This is a genomic window from Pseudomonas sp. JAI120, assembly GCF_014207255.1.
Classification (GTDB): Bacteria; Pseudomonadota; Gammaproteobacteria; order Pseudomonadales; family Pseudomonadaceae; genus Aquipseudomonas.
Map to the genome: position 1 here is coordinate 797,324 of NZ_JACHCZ010000002.1, position 17,843 is coordinate 815,166.

Annotated in this window: 14 protein-coding genes; 12 read left to right on the forward strand and 2 right to left on the reverse strand. The window is 61.4% G+C overall.

The genetic code is table 11. The features are described 5' to 3' along the window. Window positions 1-5 precede the first annotated feature (5 nt). From HDC32_RS15480 to HDC32_RS15505, 6 genes are all read left to right on the forward strand, one after another. Window positions 6-2,195 (forward strand): hypothetical protein, encoded by a 2,190-nt coding sequence (locus tag HDC32_RS15480; protein ID WP_184744611.1) that lies wholly within the window; start codon window positions 6-8, stop codon window positions 2,193-2,195. A gap of 96 nt (window positions 2,196-2,291) precedes the next feature. After that, on the forward strand, window positions 2,292-3,260 hold the full coding sequence (locus HDC32_RS15485; protein WP_027604744.1) for a LysR family transcriptional regulator: 969 nt from the start codon (window positions 2,292-2,294) through the stop codon (window positions 3,258-3,260). A gap of 213 nt (window positions 3,261-3,473) precedes the next feature. After that, the gene (locus HDC32_RS15490) at window positions 3,474-4,448 is read left to right on the forward strand and encodes a 2-hydroxyacid dehydrogenase (protein ID WP_090409267.1); all 975 of its coding nucleotides are present in this window, start codon (window positions 3,474-3,476) and stop codon (window positions 4,446-4,448) included. 99 nt (window positions 4,449-4,547) lie between these two features. Further along, window positions 4,548-5,450, forward strand: coding sequence for a chemotaxis protein CheV (locus tag HDC32_RS15495; protein WP_131698370.1), 903 nt, complete (start codon window positions 4,548-4,550; stop codon window positions 5,448-5,450). Between the two features lie 3 nt (window positions 5,451-5,453). Then, a complete protein-coding gene (locus HDC32_RS15500; RefSeq protein WP_184744613.1) occupies window positions 5,454-5,936 on the forward strand; it encodes an N-acetyltransferase in 483 nt (160 codons plus the stop codon). A 108-nt stretch (window positions 5,937-6,044) separates the two neighbouring features. Further along, a complete protein-coding gene (locus HDC32_RS15505; protein WP_184744615.1) occupies window positions 6,045-6,788 on the forward strand; it encodes a YkgJ family cysteine cluster protein in 744 nt (247 codons plus the stop codon). Window positions 6,789-6,818: 30 nt separating this feature from the next. On the opposite strand, the gene HDC32_RS15510 is transcribed toward HDC32_RS15505, so the two are convergent. Both HDC32_RS15510 and HDC32_RS15515 read right to left on the reverse strand, forming a co-directional pair. Next, complete coding sequence (locus HDC32_RS15510; protein WP_145335291.1) at window positions 6,819-7,601, reverse strand: transporter substrate-binding domain-containing protein; 783 nt, start codon at window positions 7,599-7,601, stop codon at window positions 6,819-6,821. A 166-nt stretch (window positions 7,602-7,767) separates the two neighbouring features. Then, window positions 7,768-8,001, reverse strand: coding sequence for a hypothetical protein (locus tag HDC32_RS15515; RefSeq protein WP_131698374.1), 234 nt, complete (start codon window positions 7,999-8,001; stop codon window positions 7,768-7,770). A 213-nt stretch (window positions 8,002-8,214) separates the two neighbouring features. Between HDC32_RS15515 and HDC32_RS15520 the strand changes: the two genes are divergently transcribed. The 6 genes from HDC32_RS15520 to HDC32_RS15545 all read left to right on the forward strand — a co-directional run bounded on the left by HDC32_RS15520 (window position 8,215) and on the right by HDC32_RS15545 (window position 17,732). Next, window positions 8,215-9,381: an efflux RND transporter periplasmic adaptor subunit gene (locus HDC32_RS15520; RefSeq protein WP_131698375.1), complete on the forward strand. Its 1,167-nt coding sequence runs from the start codon at window positions 8,215-8,217 to the stop codon at window positions 9,379-9,381. Next, complete coding sequence (locus HDC32_RS15525; RefSeq protein ID WP_184744617.1) at window positions 9,378-12,473, forward strand: multidrug efflux RND transporter permease subunit; 3,096 nt, start codon at window positions 9,378-9,380, stop codon at window positions 12,471-12,473. The genes HDC32_RS15520 and HDC32_RS15525 overlap by 4 nt, the downstream gene beginning before the upstream one ends. A gap of 31 nt (window positions 12,474-12,504) precedes the next feature. Continuing rightward, on the forward strand, window positions 12,505-13,182 hold the full coding sequence (locus HDC32_RS15530) for a heavy metal response regulator transcription factor (RefSeq protein WP_027604753.1): 678 nt from the start codon (window positions 12,505-12,507) through the stop codon (window positions 13,180-13,182). Further along, window positions 13,172-14,536 (forward strand): heavy metal sensor histidine kinase, encoded by a 1,365-nt coding sequence (locus HDC32_RS15535; RefSeq protein ID WP_145335297.1) that lies wholly within the window; start codon window positions 13,172-13,174, stop codon window positions 14,534-14,536. The genes HDC32_RS15530 and HDC32_RS15535 overlap by 11 nt, the downstream gene beginning before the upstream one ends. A gap of 288 nt (window positions 14,537-14,824) precedes the next feature. Continuing rightward, window positions 14,825-16,153 carry an OprD family porin gene (locus HDC32_RS15540; protein WP_184744619.1) on the forward strand — a complete coding sequence of 443 codons (1,329 nt, stop codon included), beginning with the start codon at window positions 14,825-14,827 and terminating at the stop codon, window positions 16,151-16,153. A gap of 85 nt (window positions 16,154-16,238) precedes the next feature. Further along, the gene (locus HDC32_RS15545; protein ID WP_184744621.1) at window positions 16,239-17,732 is read left to right on the forward strand and encodes a sensor domain-containing diguanylate cyclase; all 1,494 of its coding nucleotides are present in this window, start codon (window positions 16,239-16,241) and stop codon (window positions 17,730-17,732) included. Window positions 17,733-17,843: the final 111 nt, after the last annotated feature.

Consider the following 17,843-nt stretch of genomic DNA (forward strand, 5'->3'; position numbering starts at 1 on the left):
GCCTCATGCTTTCAGCCCTCAATACGCGGTTGTCCACACAAGAAAGCGTCGATGCTCTGCGCAGGCAGCTGCACCTCGATCCTGTGGCTCTGCGTCCCGGGATGCTGCCTCTACAAAGGGATGTGCACTGGATCGCCGACAAGATTCTGGAAAAGCTGACCGCTCTTGCAGGCTACCCTCGCGACCAGTTGGCAATAGAGGCGCTCCACTACAGACTGTCCAACGGCCCACCAAGCCTGGAAGTGTCGGTTGAGGCGTTACCTGACTTGTACGCGTTTTTCAAAAAAGCCGAACACGTGCTCAGCCGTCATCGATCTCGTCAAAACCCGGAGATGGAGGCCGATTACACACTGTGTCGTGCGCTCAAATGGCAGTTTCGCGCAGCCGTCAGCGAGGGCAACCACCAGCGCCTCACGCACAATCTGCTGCAGTCGCTGAGCTATATCCGCGACGGCGGCGAACGGATCAACCATCGTCATATCGGCTACGACATTGCCCTGGAATCGACGCGACAGATCAGTGCCGGGCCGCATCTGGCTGCCGACTCTCGCTTGGCAACCACGGCAGATCAGCGGATCAAGAGCACGCGCATCATTGCCCTGCAGGGCAAATTGAAATCAACGCTGTCACAACCGAGCGAGTCCCGGTCTCGCGCCCAACTTGGCCTTGGCTATGTATCGTCTCGCGAATACTCGAGCCTGGAGCACTACGCCGATGCCCGCAGCCATTCTGTACGCACGTCGCTGAGCGAGAGCATCGGGCGCACCGCCAATAACTTGCGCAACCTGGTGAGTGACAGCTGCAACCTGCAAAGGCACTGCGCTTACTCAGCACAGAGCCAACCCTATGTCAGGGACACGCTTGCCCGCGCAGGCCTGGTCGACGTTGAACTGCCCTGCCTGCATCCCCCCTCCCAACCAGTCATGACCGAAAGGGGCATCGCACTGACTATGCGAGGCAAGGTGGCGGTCGACTTCTTCAATTTCCTGAATGTGCACACCACGATCGAACTTACTTTGCAGCGCACCCGGCAACATAAAGCACTGGATATTCTCGGCTTGCACGAAATGTCCACGGTGCTGGCGAAGCAGCAACTGGTCTCTCTCAAGCGTCCCGATGACAGCCCCACGGCCCTGTTGAATGACATGAAAAACCATGTCATTTCCAGCAGCCGGCAATTCACCCGGAGCGTCAGCAAGCCTGTGCCGGCGTCCGAGTTGAACGCCGCCCTGCACACAAGCAACCGACAGGCCAGGTCACTGCTGGAACGGTATGTACTGCTCAAGACCGACTCACGCCTGGACACGCACCTGGACCGCGAAATACGCGCGCTGATCCAGCGCAACCCTGTGCTGCTTCGCCCCGAAGCGTTAAGGACCTACACGCTGACAGCCCAGACGCAAACACTGTCAGGCTCAGCAGGGGTCACGGCTTCGTCACGGGCCGAGGCAGGCGGTAAAGGGGTGTCCATCGAATTCAGCCATCGCAAGAGTGATGACCCGCATCTGAGTGGCGATTACCTGACGATCGACATCGCAGCGCTCAAGTCCGTGGCGGTGGTACAAAAAACGCTGCGGCACGCATTGTCATCCATCGGAGACCAGGCGTTCGACTGGGAAAAGCTGGTCCGTTCGATCAGTGAATCACTGCTCGATCCTGCCAGACCTTCGTCTACCCATGTGCTGGTAAAAATCAAGCACGGCGAACCCGTGGTATTACTCACGCGCCATACGATGAACAAACAGCGCAACCTGGGACTGCCCAAGCCCGTTGAGCAGTTCAGCGGCATTGATGTGCAGTCTCTGCGCACACGGCAAACCTTGCGTACCGAACAACTGGGCACCGACTCGTTGGATCATGTTTTACCCATCGCTCGCCGCTATCTGGGAAACCCTGATGAGAAGCCAGGTTGGGACAATTATGTACAGCGCCACGCCGATGACTTTCACGCGTTGCTCAACGCCCTCGGCCGGCCGTCACACGGTACAACGCTGGCGGCCGATCTCGACGCGATCAAACGCATCAGCCCGGCACTCGAACGGGCGGCTGAAGACCTGACCCGGCGGGCCAACGCCGCCCTTGAAGCGCCTACCGCCGAACACCGCGCCAGTGCACGGGAGGCATTCAATCACCTGCTGCGGGAATACCTGCCGCACTATGAGGCGAAAGTCAGTCAGGCCTGGACCTTATCCTGAGCCTGCGCCAACAATGTCCAGGCGGAGCGCGCCCAGCGGATGCACACCTGCGCGCAACTTCATGTCACAATTTGGCATCTCCCCTGAGAACTCTCCATGGACACTTTGCAAAACATGCGCGCCTTCAGTTGCGTGGCCGAAGCCGGCAGTTTCACCGCCGCCGCCGCGCAACTGGACACCACTACCGCCAACGTCTCGCGCGCGGTCTCCAACCTTGAGGCCCATCTGCAAACCCGCTTGCTCAACCGCACCACCCGTCGTATTGCCCTCACCGAGGCCGGTAAACGCTACCTGCTGCGCTGCGAGCAGATCCTGGCCTACGTCGAAGAAGCCGAAGCCGAAGCCAGCGATGCCCACGCTCGCCCCGCCGGGCAGCTGAAAGTGCACACCATGACCGGTATCGGCCAGCATTTCGTCATCGACGCAATTGCCCGCTACCGCCGCACCCACCCGGACGTGACCTTCGACCTGACCCTGGCCAACCGCGTGCCGGACCTGTTGGACGAGGGCTACGACGTGTCCATCGTGCTGGCCAGCGAACTGCCGGACTCGGGCTTCGTCTCCCAACGCCTGGGCATCACCTACAGCATCGCCTGCGCCTCGCCGGACTACGTCAAGGCCAAGGGCTGCGCGCAACGGCCCCAGGACTTGCTCAACCACGCCTGCCTGCGCCTGGTCAGCCCGGTGATCCAGTTGGACAAGTGGACCTTCAACGGCCCCGAAGGCCAGGAGAGCGTGGCGATCAATACATCGCCGTTCCTGGTCAACTCGGCCGACGCGATGAAAACCGCGATCACCAGCGGCATGGGCGTCGGCCTGTTGCCGGTGTATGCGGCCATCGAAGGCCTGCGCAACGGCACATTGGTGCGGGTCATGCCCACCTACCGTTCCCAGGAACTGAACCTGTACGCCATCTACCCCTCGCGCCAGTACCTGGATGCGAAGATCAAGACCTGGGTGGAATACCTGCGCGGCTCGCTGCCTGAGATCCTGGCGGCGCACCAGGCAGAGCTGGTGGCGTATGAATTGAGCGGCAGCCTGAGCGGTGCGCGGCTGGCGAACTGATTTCTACCAGGCGATACAGGTCAAATGTGGGAGGGGGCTTGCTCCCGATGGCAGTGGATCGGTCAATACATCTGGCGACTGACGCACCGCTATCGGGAGCAAGCCCCCTCCCACATTTTTCCCTGCCCACTTTAGGTCTGCAGTGTCCTGACAACAGTGGCAAGGAATGTTAGCTTGCTTGGCATTCTTCCGTAGTCGATGAGCCCGCCTGCAATGAAAAAGACCGTCCTCGCCTTCAGCCGTGTCACCCCGGAAATGATCGAACGCCTGCAACAGGATTTCGACGTAATCGCGCCCAACCCCAAGCTGGGCGATATCAACGCTCAATTCAATGAAGCCCTGCCCCACGCCCACGGTTTGATCGGCGTGGGTCGCAAGCTGGGCCGCGCGCAGCTCGAAGGCGCGAGCAAGCTGGAGGTGGTGTCCAGTGTGTCGGTGGGATACGACAACTACGACGTGCCGTACTTCAACGAGCGCGGGATCATGCTCACCAACACCCCGGACGTACTCACCGAAAGCACCGCTGACCTGGCCTTCGCCCTGCTGATGAGCAGCGCGCGTCGGGTGGCCGAGCTGGACGCCTGGACCAAGGCCGGACAATGGAAAGCCAGCGTCGGCGCGCCGCTGTTTGGCTGTGACGTGCATGGCAAGACCCTCGGCATCGTCGGTATGGGCAATATCGGCGCGGCCGTGGCCCGTCGTGGACGCCTGGGCTTCAATATGCCGATCCTGTACAGCGGCAACAGCCGCAAGACCGCGCTGGAACAGGAGCTGGGCGCGCAGTTCCGCAGCCTGGACCAGTTGCTGGCCGAGGCGGATTTCGTGTGCCTGGTGGTGCCGTTGAGCGACAAGACCCGCCACCTGATCAGCACCCGCGAATTGGGGTTGATGAAGTCCAGCGCGATTCTGATCAATATCTCCCGTGGTCCGGTGGTCGACGAACCGGCGCTGATCCAGGCCCTGCAAAACCAGACCATTCGCGGCGCCGGGCTGGATGTGTATGAACAGGAGCCGTTGGCCGAGTCGCCACTGTTCCAGTTGAGCAATGCGGTGACCCTGCCGCACATCGGCTCGGCGACCCATGAAACCCGCGAAGCCATGGCCAACCGCGCGTTGGACAACCTGCGCAGCGCCCTGCTGGGCCAGCGTCCGCAGGATCTGGTGAACCCGCAGGTGTGGAAGGGCTGAGACGGGCCCAACCCGAAACAAAATCGGGTTAAAGCCTGGCTCTCCCGAGTCGATAACCTTCAATAGAAGTTCGTCATCCCTGATCCACAGAAGGTTTTTATGTCCACCACCAAAGCCCGCGCAGACTCACTCTCGCTTCTGCTCTTTACCTTGCGCAGCGGCAAACTCATGGCCATCAACCTGCTGAAAGTCAGTGAAATCATCCCTTGCCCGCCGCTGACCAAGCTTCCGGAGTCCCATCCGAACGTCAAAGGCATCGCCACCCTACGAGGCAATTCATTGGCGGTGATCGACCTGAGTCGCGCCCTGGGGGAAATGCCCCTGGAAGACCCGGACGGCGGCTGCCTGATCGTCACCGACGTGAGCCGTTCCAAGCAGGGCCTGCATGTGCAGGCCGTGAGCAAGATCGTGCACTGCCTGACCACCGATATCCGCCCGCCACCCTACGGCTCCGGCGGCAACCGGGCGTTTATCACCGGGGTAACCCAGGTGGAAGGCGGGCTGGTGCAGGTGCTGGACATCGAAAAAGTCATCCACGGTATCGCCCCGGCGCCGATTGAAGCGGCGCCCACCGACCTGACCATGGAAGAGGCGGAAGTGCTCGGCAATGCGCGGATCCTGGTGGTGGATGACAGCCAGGTCGCCTTGCAGCAGTCGGTGCATACCTTGCGCAACCTCGGCCTGACCTGCCACACCGCGCGCAGCGCCAAGGAAGCCATCGATGTGCTGCTGGAGCTGCAAGGTACGGCCGCGCAGATCAATGTGGTGGTGTCGGACATCGAGATGTCCGAAATGGATGGTTATGCCCTGACCCGCACCCTGCGCGAAACCCCGGACTTCCAGGATCTTTACGTGTTGCTGCACACCTCCCTGGACAGCGCGATGAACAGCGAAAAGGCGCGTCTGGCCGGTGCCAACGCCGTGCTGACCAAGTTTTCCTCGCCCGAACTGACCAAGTGCCTGGTGGTCGCCGCCCAGACCGTGGCGCAACAGGGGCTGTAACCGGTGGCGAAGTATTTCCAACTGCTGCGCCGCGACCTCACCGGCAGCCTGCCTGCGCCGCAATGGCCGGCCCATACACAGTTGGATCATTACCGCGACGAGCGGGCCCCGGCGATCCATGCGGTGCTGCGCATGACCCAGGAACAAGGTGGTGGCCGCGTTCCCCCTCTGAAAGCCTGGCAGCATCTGTTCGTCAGCGATGCCGAATTCGATCCTACGCTATGCCTGGTGGCCAGCAACGGCGATGGCATTCTCGGTGTGGCGCAGTGCTGGACCAGCGCATTTATCAAGAACCTGTCCGTGCATCCTTGCGCTCAAGGCCAAGGCTTGGGCCGGGCGTTGTTGCTGCACTGCTTCCAGGTGTTCAAGCAGCGCGGCGAACCTTATGTCGACCTCAAGGTGCTGGAGAGCAATCTGCGTGCGCGACAACTGTACGAAAGCGCGGGCATGGTCTTTGTGCTGCGGGATGTGGTCGCCGACGACTGACAGGCGCTGGCGCATAACTTGCTTCCAGAGCAGTACAACGGTGGACAGAGGTAAAAACCCGTCACCGTTATTGCGTACCCTCTGACATAGCCTGGTGACAGATCCGCCATGAACACCCATTTTTCCTGCGTCGGCTGCGGCAAATGCTGCACCGACCATCACGTCCCCCTGACCCTCGCGGAAGCCCGTATGTGGGCGGCGGACGGCGGTAACGTCATTGTTCTGGTAGAGGGTTTCCTCGGAAATGGCCTGGGCCTGCCTCAGCAGCAGCGCGAACATGCCGAGCGCCGTTCGGTGGTGGTACCCAGCGGCAACACCGAGGCGTTTGTGGCCATCACCTTTGCCGCCTACAACGCCGGGCGCTGCCGGAATCTTGACGCAGACAACCTGTGCCGCATCTATGAGCGTCGCCCGTTGGTGTGCCGCATCTACCCGATGGAGATCAACCCGCATATCCCGCTCAACCCCGCCGCCAAGGATTGCCCGCCGGAATCCTGGGAACAGGGCCCGGCGTTGATCGTCGGTGGTGAATTGATCGATCAGGAACTGGTGGAACTGATCCAGCGCTCACGCCAAGCCGACCGAGACGACGTGCAGACCAAGGAGGCCGTGTGCGCGTTGCTCGGCATTCGCACCACGGCGCTCAAGGGGGATGGGTTTACCGCCTACCTGCCGGACATGGGCGCATTTGCCCAGGCGATTGAGCGGGCAGTCGACCGGCCTGCCGTGGCCAATGAATGGGTGTTTCATGTATCGGGGATGGACATCGCCGAGCAGTTGCTGGACGCCGGCGCGCAGATTGCCACCGAGGTGCCGGCCAACTATGCGTTTATTTCGCTGCGGGCCGCCTAAACCTCACTGGCCACATCGCGCGGCGGTCGATCACTGCTCGGCAGGAACGGCGTCAAGGCGGTAGGGCTGGATGATCCGCTGGTACTCGCCATTCTGCTTCAGCTGTTCAAGGGCGCAGTTGAGTTCGTTGCGCAATGCCGTGTCGGGCTTGCGCACCGCGATGGCCACGCCATCACCCAGTAACGTCGACGAAATGGCAGGGCCGACGAAGTCGAAATCCTGACCGTCTTCAGTGTCGAGCAGAGCTTCACGAATTTCGACGGTGCCTTGCAGGGTCGCGTCAATTTCGTCGGCTATTAGGCTGCGGACCAGTTCACTATTGAGCCAGAAACTCTTGACGATGACGCCCTTGGGTGCCCACGCCGACCGCGCAAAAGCCTCACGATTGCTCCCCAGCAACACGCCGACGCGCTTGCCCTTGAGCGACTTTGCACGCGGCTGCAAGCCTGACGTGCTGCGGGCCACCAGACGCGTGGTGAAGGGGTAGAGGTTATCGGTGAAGCTCACCCAGCGCCGCCGTTGCGACGTAGGTGCCATCCCCATGATCGCGTCGAATTTTCTGGCTTCAAGGGAGGTGAAGTCTTCGGCAAGCACCTGGTCGACCCAAATGCAGCGTGCATTCAACTGCACGCACAGGGCGTTGCCCAGCTCGATATTCAAGCCTATCAACTGCCCTTGCGGGTCGCGGCTCTGGAAGGGGGGGAATTGGGCGGCAACAGCAAAACGGATTTCGCGACGTGGTTGATCATCAGCCGCAGAGGCATCAGCCAAAAGCAACAGGGCAAGCACTACACAAATGTGTATCAGGGCCAAGGGAGACGTCCTTTTCCGGAAAGACCAGCATCACCCCACTCCCCCCTGAAACCACTGGGGCAGAGCAAAGGCTGTGCAAGCTTTCAAGAAACGGTCGTAGACCTACAATCAGAAATTTCAGCAGAAACTGTAGGCAATAGTCGACACAACGTGCGACTTGTTAACCTCAGCGTTTACCCATCGAACGACGCGTACCCGGCGGTGCCATGCCTGGCGACTTGGTATGGCCGTTCTTGGCGCCGTTTTTGTACCACGGTTGGGCCGCATTCCTGGCCCCAGCCAGCTCACCCGGCTTGAACGGAAACTTGAACGCCGGGATCTCGGCTTTTTCAACGCCTTCGGCGTTGGCCGGATCGACGATGTCGGTCGCTTCAACAGGGGGTTGTGTCGGGGAAGTCATGAAAGCTCCGGAGCGTGCAAAAAATGATGCGAGGCCGGCTTGCGGGCCACACTGGCGCGCAGTATACCTGCGAGCTTCAGATCTTTAACCACCACCTGTACGAATGGTCGGAGTTTGCTGACAGCGCTGTCAGTTAGCCGTCACCGTGCTGACCGGGTTGAAGGGCTATAAAGACCGCTCACTCTCCCCATCCTTTGCCCCGGCGCCTCACCCATGCACATTCAACGAAAAACTGCCCTGATCGTGGGTGTCCTCGTGGTCGTGGCGGTTGCAGCCTGGGCGCTGACCCGCCCAGCCAAGGCCAGACTGGCGGCACCGACCGCGATCCCGGTGCGGGTGGTGAGCGTAGCGCAGCAGGACATTCCACGCTTTGTCAGCGGCATCGGCACGGTGTTGTCCTTGCACAGCGTGGTCATTCGCCCACAAGTCGACGGCATTCTCACCCAATTGCTGGTCAAGGAAGGCCAGTTGGTCAAGGCCGGCGACTTGCTGGCCAGAATCGATGATCGCTCGATCCGCGCCAGCCTCGACCAGGCCAAGGCACAACTGGGCGAGAGCCAGGCGCAGTTGCAGGTGGCGCTGGTCAACCTCAAGCGCTACAAGGAATTGAGCGTCGACGACGGCGTGTCCAAGCAGACCTACGACCAGCAACAAGCGCTGGTCAACCAACTCAAGGCCACCGCCCAAGGTAACCAGGCCGCGATCGATGCGGCCCAGGTCCAGCTTTCCTATACCCAGATTCGCTCCCCCGTCAGTGGCCGCGTCGGTATTCGCAATGTGGATGAAGGCAACTTCCTGCGTACCAGCGATACCCAGGGCCTGTTCTCCGTGACCCAGATCGACCCGATTGCCGTTGAGTTCTCTCTGCCGCAACAGATGCTGCCGACCCTGCAAGGCCTGATCGCCGCACCTACCCAGGCCAGCGTCGACGCCTACCTGGGTGCCGACACCGACGGCCAGACCGGTGATTTACTGGGAGAAGGCCACTTGAGCCTGATCGACAACCAGATCAGCTCCACCACCGGCACCCTGCGCGCCAAGGCCGAGTTCAACAACGCCTCGCAACGCCTGTGGCCGGGGCAACTGGTGACCATCAAGATCCAGACGGCCCTCGACAAAAATGCCTTGGTGGTGCCGCCGACCGTGGTGCAACGCGGCCTGGATTCGCACTTCGTGTACCGGGTCAATGGCGACAAGGTTGAGGTGGTGCCGGTGCAAGTCACCTATCAAAACAGTGACGTGAACATCATCAAGGGCGTGCAGGCCGGTGACGTGCTGGTCAGTGATGGCCAGTCGCGGCTCAAGGCCGGTGCCCAGGTGGAGGTGCTCAAGGAACCCCCGCAGGTGATCCAGACCGTCGACGCCAAGGTGCAGCCATGAACGGCAGCCGTTCACCCTCGGCCTGGTGCGTCGACCACCCGGTCGCCACCCTGCTGCTGACCTTCGCCCTGGTGCTGCTCGGGATCATTGCCTTCCCGCGCCTGGCCATCGCGCCACTGCCGGAGGCGGAATTTCCGACGATCCAGGTCGCCGCACAACTGCCCGGCGCCAGCCCGGACACCATGGCCTCCTCGGTGGCGACGCCGCTGGAAGTGCAGTTCAGCGCCATCCCCGGCATGACCCAGATGACCTCCAGCAGTGCCTTGGGCTCAAGCCTGTTGACGCTGCAATTCACCCTCGACAAGAGCATCGACACCGCCGCGCAAGAAGTGCAGGCGGCGATCAACACCACATCCGGCAAGCTGCCCAGCGACATGCCAAGCCTGCCCACCTGGAAGAAGGTCAACCCGGCGGACAGCCCGGTACTGATCCTCAGTGTCAGCTCCGACAGCATGCCCAGCACCGAACTGAGTGACTATGTGGAAACCCTGCTGGCGCGGCAGATCAGCCAGATCGACGGCGTCGGCCAGATCAACATCACCGGCCAGCAACGCCCGGCGATCCGCGTACAGGCCTCCCCCGACAAACTCGCGGCCATCGGCCTGACCCTGGCCGATATACGCCTGGCCATCCAGCAATCGAGCCTCAACCTGGCCAAGGGTGCGATCTACGGCGAAAACAGCGTGTCGACCCTGTCGACCAACGACCAACTGTTCCATCCGGAGGACTACGCCCAGTTGATCGTGTCCTACAAGGACGGCGCACCGGTGCAACTGCGCGATATTGCCAAAGTCATCAACGGTTCGGAAAACGCCTACGTGCAGGCCTGGTCCGGCGACACTCCGGGGGTCAACCTGGTGATTTCGCGCCAGCCAGGCGCCAACATTGTCGAGACGGTGGACCGCATCCAGGCCGAGCTGCCGCGCCTGCAAGGCATGCTGCCGGCCTCGGTGCAGGTCAGCGTATTGTCTGACCGCACCAAGACCATCCGCGCGTCCCTGCATGAAGTGGAAGTGACCCTGCTGATCGCCATCCTGCTGGTGGTGGCGGTGATGGCGCTGTTCCTGCGCCAGTTGTCGGCGACGCTGATTGTGTCCAGCGTGCTCGGCGTGTCGCTGGTCGCCAGCTTTGCGCTGATGTACTTGATGGGCTTCAGCCTGAACAACCTGACCCTGGTGGCGATCGTGATCGCCGTGGGCTTTGTGGTGGACGATGCCATCGTGGTGGTGGAGAACATTCACCGCCACCTTGAGGCGGGGCTCGACAAGCGCGAAGCGGCGATCAAGGGCGCCGGCGAGATTGGCTTTACCGTGGTGTCCATCAGCTTCTCGCTGGTGGCGGCGTTTATTCCGCTGCTGTTCATGGGCGGTGTGGTCGGACGGTTGTTCAAGGAATTCGCGCTGACGGCCACCTCGACCATCCTGATTTCGGTGGTGGTCTCGTTGACCCTGGCGCCGACATTGGCGGCGCTGTTCATGCGTGCCCCGACCCATCCCGCCCACGATAAACCCGGCTTCAGCGAGCGCCTGCTGGCCGGCTATGCGCGCAACCTGCGCCGCGCGCTGGCCCATCAACGCACCATGGCCGCCATTTTCGTGGTGACCCTGGCCCTGGCCGTGGTCGGCTACGTGTTTATCCCCAAGGGCTTCTTTCCGGTACAGGACACCGGCTTTGTGCTCGGCACCAGCGAAGCGGCGGCCGATGTTTCGTACCCGGACATGGTGGCCAAGCACAAGGCCCTGGCCGAGATCGTCAAGGATGACCCCGCGGTGCAGGCGTTTTCCCATTCGGTGGGTGTGACCGGCAGCAACCAGACCATCGCCAATGGCCGCTTCTGGATCGCCTTGAAAGACCGGGGTGATCGCGACGTGTCCGCCAGCCAGTTTATCGACCGCATCCGGCCCAAGCTCGCAAAAGTGCCGGGCATCGTGCTGTACCTGCGCGCCGGCCAGGACATCAACCTCAGCTCCGGCCCCAGCCGTGCCCAGTACCAGTACGTACTCAAGAGCAATGACGGCCCGACACTCAACACCTGGACCCAGCGCCTGACCGAAAAACTGCGCGCCAACCCGGCGTTTCGCGACCTGTCCAACGACCTGCAACTGGGCGGCAGCATTACCCATATCAGCATCGACCGGCAGGCCGCCGCGCGCTTTGGCCTGACCGCTACCGATGTCGACCAGGCGCTGTACGACGCTTTCGGTCAGCGCCAGATCAACGAGTTCCAGACCGAGATCAACCAGTATCAGGTAGTGCTGGAGCTGGACACCCAACAGCGCGGCAAGGCCGAAAGCCTGAACTACTTCTACCTGCGCTCGCCGTTGACCAACGAGATGGTGCCGTTGTCGGCGGTGGCCAAGGTCGACCCACCGACCGTGGGGCCCTTGTCCATCAGCCATGACGGTATGTTCCCCGCCGCCAACCTGTCGTTCAACCTGGCACCCGGTGTGGCGCTGGGTGACGCGGTGATCATGCTCAACCAGGCCAAGAATGAAATCGGCATGCCGACCACCATCATCGGCAACTTCCAGGGCGCGGCCCAGGCGTTCCAGAGTTCGCTGGCCAGCCAGCCCTGGCTGATACTCGCGGCGCTGGTGGCGGTCTACATCATTCTGGGTGTGTTGTATGAGAGCTTCGTGCACCCGCTGACGATTATCTCCACCTTGCCCTCGGCGGGGTTGGGCGCACTGATCATGCTGTCGCTGATGGGCCGGGACTTTTCGATCATGGCGCTGATCGGCCTGGTGTTGCTGATCGGCATCGTGAAGAAGAACGGCATCCTGATGATCGACTTTGCCCTGGAGGCCCAGCGCGTCAGGGGCATGTCGCCGGAAGATGCGATCTACGAAGCCTGCGTCACGCGGTTCCGCCCGATCATCATGACCACCCTCGCCGCCCTGCTCGGTGCGGTACCGCTGATGCTCGGCGCCGGCCCCGGCGCGGAAATGCGCCAGCCCCTGGGCATTGCGGTGGTAGGCGGCTTGCTGGTGAGCCAGGCGCTGACGCTGTTCACCACACCGGTCATATACTTGTACCTTGAGAAATTTTTCCACCGGCCCAAACCAGCTGCCGAGCTGGCGACCACACACTGAGGCCAAGGCACCGCCCTGGAGCAAAAGGCTCATGCGCGTACTGATTGTTGAAGATGAAGAAAAAACCGCCGACTACCTGCACCGTGGCCTGACGGAGCAAGGCTACGCCGTCGACGTGGCGCGCGAGGGCGTCGAGGGCCTGCACCTGGCGCTGGAGAACGATTACGCGGTGATCGTGCTCGACGTGATGCTGCCTGGCCTCGACGGCTTTGGCGTGTTGCGCGCATTACGTGCGCGCAAGCAAACGCCGGTGATCATGCTCACCGCCCGTGAGCGCGTGGAAGACCGTATCCGCGGGCTACGCGAAGGTGCCGACGATTACCTCGGCAAACCGTTTTCATTCCTTGAACTGGTGGCGCGCCTGCAAGCCCTGACCCGCCGCAGCGGCGGCCACGAGCCCGTGCAAGTGACCGTCGCCGACCTGTGGATCGACTTGATCAGCCGCAAGGCCAGCCGCAACGGCGTGCGTCTGGACCTGACCGCCAAGGAGTTCTCGCTGCTCAGCGTATTGGCGCGGCGCCAGGGCGAGATCCTCTCCAAGACATCGATCGCAGAAATGGTCTGGGACATCAACTTCGACAGCGACGCCAACGTCGTGGAAGTGGCGATCAAGCGCCTGCGCGCCAAGCTTGACGGGCCGTTCGAACACAAGCTGCTGCACACCATTCGCGGCATGGGTTATGTACTGGAGAATCGCAGTGTCGGCTAACTCCATTGCCCTGCGCCTCAGCAGCATGTTCACCCTGGTGGCGGCGCTGATATTCCTGTTGATCGGCGGCGCGCTGTATCAGCAGGTAGACCGCAGCCTGGGCTTGCTACCCGGGGCGGAGCTGGATGCGCGCTACAGCGTGTTGGAATCCTCCGTGAACCGCTTCGGCACACCGGACCATTGGGTGAAGATTCAAGCCAAGCTCAAATTATTGGGTGAGGAAGACAAGCGTATTCGCTTCTGGGTCGTCAGCAGCGATCCGAACTACGAGTATGGCAACCCCGACGCGCAGATCCGCGCCTTCGCCGAAGGCCCAACGGGTAAGCGCGATCTGCGCCTGCCGGGGCGCGACTACCCATTCAAAGTGCTGGTGAGCCAGTTCCCGGCCAAGGACCTACGCCCGCCGTTGCGTTTCATGATCGCCATCGACACCGAAAACTTCCGTGCCACCCAGCACCATCTGCTGGTGGCTTTGGTCAGTCTGGCGCTGGTCGGCGTGGTGCTGGCAGCGCTGCTGGGGTTCTGGGTTTCGCGCATTGGCCTCAAGCCGCTGAGCAAACTTTCGGATGAAGCGCAGAAGCTGGCGCCGCCGAAGCTCTCCGGGCGCCTGCAACTGTCGCCGCTGCCGCCGGAGCTGAGTCAGTTCGTCAACTCATTCAACGCCACCCTAGACCGCGTGGAACAGGCTTACTCGCGACTGGAGTCGTTCAACGCCGACGTCGCCCACGAACTGCGTTCGCCGTTGACCAACCTGATCGGCCAGACCCAGGTTGCCCTGACGCGCGGGCGTTCGGCCGAGCATTACTTCGAGGTGCTGCAATCCAACCTCGAGGAACTGGAACGCCTGCGTTCGATCATCAACGACATGCTGTTCCTCGCCAGCGCCGACCAGGGCAGCAAGGCCACCAAGCTGATTGAAAGCTCATTGGCCGACGAGGTCGCCACCACCCTCGACTACCTGGACTTCATCCTCGAAGACGCCCAGGTCCGGGTGCAGGTCCACGGCGACGCCCAGGTGCAGATCGAAAAAGCCCACTTGCGCCGCGCCCTGATCAACCTGCTGAGCAATGCGGTGCAGCACACCGCGCCCGGGCAGGTGATCGACGTGAACATTGATGTGCTGGAGCATCAGGTCGCCATCGGCGTGACCAACCCTGGCGAGGTGATCGCCAGCGAACACCTGCCACGCTTGTTCGAACGCTTCTATCGGGTGGATGCGTCGCGCAGCAACAGCGGGGCGAACCACGGTTTGGGCCTGGCCATCGTCAAGGCAATTGCGCTGATGCATGGCGGCGATGTGTTCGTGCGCAGCGACGTCAGTGGCAATACCTTCGGCATTACCTTGCCGGTCTAGACACCTCTCACATGGCCTTCAGCATCACTGTTGCGATTTGGGCAACAGTCATTATCTTGTTACACTCTGTATCGCAGCGCTCGCCTGCGTTAATTTGACGCATCGATGAGCGCGACGGCAAAGGCAGCTGACCCGCTTACCCGAATTTCCCTCGACTTATTTCCAGGGCTCTACACTGGGAATCTGTCTTAAAGCCGCTGACTTCAGCGGCTTTTTTTTGCCGTAAAAAAAGGCCAGGCACACCCCCACGACATTGGCCGTTTTCGATTGACCAAAGGAGCTGTACCGGTGAAGAACTCGCTGACGCTCACCCCGTTATTCCTCGCGATTGCAGCAACGATCGTTCCCCTTGCCCACGCGGCAGACACCACTCCCGCCGACGGATTCGTCGAAGGCTCGCACCTCAACATCAACACCCGCAACTATTACATGAACCGCGACCGTCGCGACATCCACACCGATGACAGCAAGGAGTGGGGCCAAGGTTTTATTGGCACCTTCGAATCCGGCTACACCCAGGGCACCGTCGGCTTCGGTCTGGACGCCCACGCCATGCTCGGCCTCAAGCTCGACGGCGGTGGCGGCACCGACGGTTCCAGCATCCTTCCCTACGGCAGCACTGACGGCAGCGGTAAAGCGCCCGGTTCGTTCTCCACCGCAGGGGGTACCTTGAAGATGCGCGCCTTCGATACCGAGTTGAAGGCCGGTGACCTGTTCCTCAACAACCCGGTGATCGCCGGCGGCATGACGCGCATGCTGCCGCAGACCTTCCGGGGTGTGAGCCTGACTAACCACAGCTTCGACGGCTGGTTGCTCGAAGGCGGCCAGGCCAGCTTCACCAAGCTCTACAACCAGAGCGGCCACCGACGCATCGGCACCAGCTATGGCGTATTGCCCAGTAACGCTGACAGCCAGCACATGAATTGGGCGGGCGTGTCGTTCAGCGGCATCCCGGGAGTGACCAGCAACCTGTACGCTTCCGAACTCAAGGACGTGTGGCACCAGTACTACTACGACCTGGACTACACCTACGCGTTGAACGACCTGGTCAGCCTCAACCCGGGCCTGCACTACTACCACACCCAGGACACCGGACAGTCGCTGCTCGGTGATATCGACAACAACACCTATAGCCTGCATTTCACCGTCGGCGTGGGTCACCACAGCGTCACCGCCGCCTACCAGCGGGTCAACGGCAACACGCCGTTCGACTACATCAGCCAGGGCGACAGCGTGTACCTGGACAACTCCCAGCAATACTCGGACTTCAACGGCCCCAACGAACGCTCGTGGAAGCTCAAGTACGCCTACGACTTTGCCGGCCTCGGCATGCCCGGCCTGACCTCGGCGGTGTCCTACATCAGCGGTAAGACCGACCTGACCAAGGTCGACCCGCAAAGCCGTGGCTACAGTGCCTGGTACAGCGCCGATGGCAAGGACGCCAAACACTGGGAACGGGATATCGATTTGAAGTATGTGGTGCAGGGCGGCAAGGCCAAGGACTTGGCGGTGCGCCTGCAATGGGCGACCAATCGTGGCAGCAATGGCTACTCGGCGGTGGATCGGGATGTGGATGAATACCGGGTGATCGTCGACTATCCGATCAACGTGTTCTGACACTCGGATCTTTCTTTTTTACCGAGTATTTAATTTTCATCGGGTACAACTAAACTGCCAGTATTGTCCCGCTGAAGTTTGCCCGATGAGTCCACCCCGCGTTCGAAACCTACCGGCACACCCAGAGCTATTACTGCTTCTGGGCAGTGGCCTTACCGTCGCCCTGATCGTGGTCATCGTCGCGGTGTTGCTGATTCGCGAACACGCCAGCACCCTGCAGGCCGCGACGCGTTCAACCACCAATATTGCCCAGTTGATCAATGCCGACGTGCTGCGTAACGTCGAACTCTACGACCTGGCCCTCAAGGGGTTGATTGCTGCCAGGCAACGTGAGGATCTGTCCCAGGTTTCTGCGAATATCCAGCACCTGGTGCAGTTTGACCTGTCCACCGCCGCGCCTTTCAAAGGTGAAGTGCTGTTGTTGGATGCCAATGGCGCGGTGATCGCCGATTCTTCCACCCTGCAGCCCACCCCGCGCAATTTTGCCAACCGCGATTACTTCCAGGTGCATACCAAGGACGCCCAGGCCGGCTTGTATATCAGCCGGCCGTTCAAGATTCATTGCGACTGCGACCAGGTCTGGCGCATGGCATTCAGCCGGCGTGTGTCGGGGCCTAACGGTGAGTTTGCTGGCGTTGCGGTCGCGACCATGCGCCTGGCGTATTTCGACCAGTTGTTCAACACCGTCACCATCGGCAACAGCAGCAGCGTCAACCTGCTTAATAAAAAAGGCTTTTTATTGGCCCAGCAGCCGCTGCTCGAAAGCGACATGATCGACAAGGACCTGAGCGATCGACCGAATTTCAAGAGGATACTGCATGAAGGCAGTGGCACCTTCCAGGCCATCTCTGCCATCAGCGGCAAGGAGCGTCTGTACACCTTCACCAATGTGGGTGAGCTACCGCTGATTGTGGTGGTGGCACTGTCCAGCCAGGATGTATTCGCCCCCTGGAAACGCGCTGCGCTACTGACCAGTGGCGCCACCGGCATCCTGTGTATCGGTTTGTTATGGCTGACCTGGATGCTGCGCCGCGAACTGCGACGCCGCTATCGCGCGGAACGTGTGCTGTCAGAACTGGCAGCCATCGACGCGCTGACCGGCTTGGCCAACCGTCGCATCCTGGATGAACGCCTGCGCCTTGAATGGGACCGCGCGCAACGCTCGCTCGAACCACTGACCGTGCTGATGATCGACGTCGACCACTTCAAAGCCTTCAATGACCGCCATGGCCATCACGGTGGAGACGCGGCATTGCGCATTGTGGCTCAGGTGATAGGCGCCAATATCCGCCGCCCGGCTGATCTCGCGGCGCGCTATGGCGGCGAGGAATTCGCGGTGGTGCTGCCCCATACGGACGCGAAGGGTGCCTGGGTCATCGCCGAGCATATCCGCAGCAGCATCGAGCATTTGCCAAGGATGGCCGGGGATGAGCGGCCGATTACGGCGAGCATCGGCATGAGCACCTGGGACAAGCGCAGCCGTATGTCCCTGGAGGCGTTGCTGCTCAGTGCGGACCGGGCGTTGTATGAGGCCAAGCACACGGGGCGCAATCGGATTGTGGATGCCTCGGCAGCCTGAATAGCGCAAGCGGCCCTCGTGGCGAGCGGGCTTGCCCGGCAAGGGAAGTGTCCAGACAATAAAAAAGGCCACCCGAAGGCAGCCTTTAAAAACTAAAGAAAGAGAGTTGTT

Excerpts from the sequence above, each read along its gene's own strand:
- HDC32_RS15480 (WP_184744611.1), top strand. The coding sequence starts at position 6 with ATGCTTTCAGCCCTCAATACGCGGTTGTCCACACAAGAAAGCGTCGAT.
- HDC32_RS15485 (WP_027604744.1), top strand. The coding sequence starts at position 2,292 with ATGGACACTTTGCAAAACATGCGCGCCTTCAGTTGCGTGGCCGAAGCC.
- HDC32_RS15490 (WP_090409267.1), top strand. The coding sequence starts at position 3,474 with ATGAAAAAGACCGTCCTCGCCTTCAGCCGTGTCACCCCGGAAATGATC.
- HDC32_RS15495 (WP_131698370.1), top strand. The coding sequence starts at position 4,548 with ATGTCCACCACCAAAGCCCGCGCAGACTCACTCTCGCTTCTGCTCTTT.
- HDC32_RS15505 (WP_184744615.1), top strand. The coding sequence starts at position 6,045 with ATGAACACCCATTTTTCCTGCGTCGGCTGCGGCAAATGCTGCACCGAC.
- HDC32_RS15515 (WP_131698374.1), bottom strand. The coding sequence starts at position 8,001 with ATGACTTCCCCGACACAACCCCCTGTTGAAGCGACCGACATCGTCGAT.
- HDC32_RS15520 (WP_131698375.1), top strand. The coding sequence starts at position 8,215 with ATGCACATTCAACGAAAAACTGCCCTGATCGTGGGTGTCCTCGTGGTC.
- HDC32_RS15525 (WP_184744617.1), top strand. The coding sequence starts at position 9,378 with ATGAACGGCAGCCGTTCACCCTCGGCCTGGTGCGTCGACCACCCGGTC.
- HDC32_RS15530 (WP_027604753.1), top strand. The coding sequence starts at position 12,505 with ATGCGCGTACTGATTGTTGAAGATGAAGAAAAAACCGCCGACTACCTG.
- HDC32_RS15545 (WP_184744621.1), top strand. The coding sequence starts at position 16,239 with ATGAGTCCACCCCGCGTTCGAAACCTACCGGCACACCCAGAGCTATTA.